The sequence below is a fragment of the Arthrobacter sp. Soil_N43 genome (assembly GCF_057655195.1).
On record NZ_JBDGML010000003.1, the window covers coordinates 1 to 2,406 of the forward strand.

The window sequence follows — 2,406 nt, forward strand, 5'->3', positions numbered from 1 at the left end:
GGTAGGCAGGAGTCCGACCACGAGTGTCGCCGCGCTCATGGAGAGGATGACAATGGAGAGCGTCTTCTTGCGTCCAATCCTGTCGCCAAGTGCTCCGAAGACCAGGGCGCCCAAGGGACGGACGCCGAAGCTGATGGCGAAGACCGCGAAGACGGACAACAGCGCTGCTGTGCTGTCCTGCTGGGGGAAGAAGACGACGGCGATCGTGGAGGCGAGATAGGCGTAGATGGCCCACTCAAACCAGTGCACAAAGACGCCGATGGAACCGGCAGCAACGCTGGTGCGCAGGCCCTTCCGGCTGATCTGCCCCTCGATTTTATTGGTGTTCACAGTTCCTCCTGGAGGAAAAGATCCGATGCTGGCATGGGGAGAGCGAGCCCACGGTGGTCGACATTGACCGACCTGCAGGACTGCGCAACCAGAACACATGACTTGGGTCACGCCCGAATGCTGGCCTAACCATTTTCGAACGCCCTAGGTCAATCTGTCGAATAGATTTTTCGCACGAACTGCATCTGCTGATCAGATACCGTCACTCGGCGTGGCCTTAGGAGCGTGCGGATCTTGCCGCAACTACCTGATGCCTTACCGCTTGGGCGACCGCCCGGACCCTGGCGGTTGGGCGGTGTGACTTCAGGTGGGCCAGGACGGTCTTCAGTTCGGGCACATCGTCGCGAATTTCGACGGCGGCCAGCCGGCCCCCGTCGTACGTCAACTGGTGCTGGGGCCGCTGGTGGAGGATTGAATAGCCCAGTCCCCGGGCCACAAAGGTGCGCACCGTCTCGTAGCTGGCCGAGCGGAATCGGATGTCCGGCTCCCGGCCACCCAGGCGGGCGATTGAAAGCATGAGGTCACGGGTGTGGGGCAGGTCCAGCAACACGAAGGACTCCCCGCTTAGTGCCGACAGCGGCACACTCTCCGCCCCGGAAAGTTTGTGGTCCGGCGGAAGCGCCAGGTAGGGCCTGACCGTATCCACCACGGACCGGGCGATGACGTCCGGCAGGTCAAGGTCGTAGCACAGCGCCAAATCTGCCTGCCCGCTGAGCAAGGCATTGATGCACCCCGAGGTATCGGTTTCGATGACTTCCGTTTCAAGGGCGGGGTGGTCTTCCCGCAGCTTGGTGAGGATTCCGGGGAGCAGGAACGGGGCGAGGGTGCTGAAACATGCAATGCGGATGCGGCCGGCAACGCTCTGGTGCTCTCCGCGGGCGTGGTCAATGCTTTCTTCAACCTGCGCGAGGATGGCCTGGGCGTCGCGGACGAAGAGCTCGCCTGCCGGCGTGAGCACCAGGCCTTTGGAGCGCTGCCTGATGAAGAACTGCGTTCCGACGTGGCGCTCCAGTTGGGCGATCGCAGCCGATACAGCGGACTGCGCCACGTTGAGCCGTGCAGCCGCGCCCGTCATGGACAGCTGTGCCGCCGCTTCTACGAAATAGCGCAGTTGGGTGAGTGTCACATCCATTGGACGAGGATACACCTGTCATCACAAATACCGATGCAATCGTTCTAAAAGAACTGTTGGACAGATTCAGGGCCTCACAGGAAGCTGAAGGATACGAGCATCCGCTAGAAACAGGACCGAAAGGCAGCTGCCAAGTGAAGCACCAGCGTATCCGTACGTTCAATACGAAAGACACCTACCCCGAACAGAATCTGGACAACGATCTCTGCCAGGCGGTGGTGGCCAACGGCGTGGTCTATCTCCGGGGGCAGATCGGACAGGATCTTGAGACGCGCGAGTCCGTGGGTATAGGCGACGTCGAAGCCCAGACGGAAAAGGCCATGGCCAACATCGACATGTTGCTCAAGGAGGCGGGAAGCAGCCTGGAAGACATCGTCAAGGTGACTGTCTACCTCATCGACCCGCGCTACCGGGAAACTGTGTACCGGACCATGGGCCGCTGGCTCAAGGGCGTGTTCCCCGTATCAACCGGAATTGTTGTCCAGGCACTGGCGCGCCCGGAATGGCTCGTGGAGATTGACGCCACCGCAGTGCTCTCGGCGGAGGGACAGGCATGACCTTCAGCATCGCCGCCACGGACGGGCAGGGCAGGTTTGGCATCGCCGTCTCCTCGTCCTCGCCTGCCGTCGCCGCACGCTGCGCGCACCTGCGTGACGGTGTCGGCGCTGTCAGCTCCCAGAACATCACCGATCCCCGGCTGGGCCATGCCCTGCTTGACCGGCTCCAGGCGGGCTATTCCGCGCAGGAGGCGATTGACGCCGTCGTGCATGAATCACCTGCCGTGGACTACCGGCAGCTGGTGGTCCTGGACGCCACAGGCGGGTCGGCCGTGTTCAGCGGAGCCCATACCCTGGGCGTGTTCGGCGAGGCTCGAGGGCATGGCAGTGTGGCCGCCGGCAATATGCTCGCTCATCCGGGCGTTGCCCAGGCCCTTTGCGACGCCT

Annotated in this window: 4 protein-coding genes; 2 read left to right on the forward strand and 2 right to left on the reverse strand. The window is 62.6% G+C overall.

Going from position 1 to position 2,406, the window contains the following annotated elements:
- Both AC3A3W_RS00035 and AC3A3W_RS00040 read right to left on the reverse strand, forming a co-directional pair.
- Positions 1-330: MFS transporter (locus tag AC3A3W_RS00035; RefSeq protein ID WP_487439852.1), on the reverse strand; the 330-nt coding region annotated here is incomplete at its 3' end.
- 217 nt (positions 331-547) lie between these two features.
- On the reverse strand, positions 548-1,462 hold the full coding sequence (locus tag AC3A3W_RS00040) for a LysR substrate-binding domain-containing protein (RefSeq protein WP_487439853.1): 915 nt from the start codon (positions 1,460-1,462) through the stop codon (positions 548-550).
- Positions 1,463-1,596: 134 nt separating this feature from the next.
- Here AC3A3W_RS00040 and AC3A3W_RS00045 point away from each other — a divergent pair, with 134 nt between their 5' ends.
- Positions 1,597-2,019 (forward strand): RidA family protein, encoded by a 423-nt coding sequence (locus tag AC3A3W_RS00045; RefSeq protein ID WP_487439854.1) that lies wholly within the window; start codon positions 1,597-1,599, stop codon positions 2,017-2,019.
- On the forward strand, positions 2,016-2,406 hold a 391-nt coding region (locus AC3A3W_RS00050; RefSeq protein ID WP_487439855.1), incomplete at its 3' end, for a DUF1028 domain-containing protein. The genes AC3A3W_RS00045 and AC3A3W_RS00050, both read left to right, overlap by 4 nt.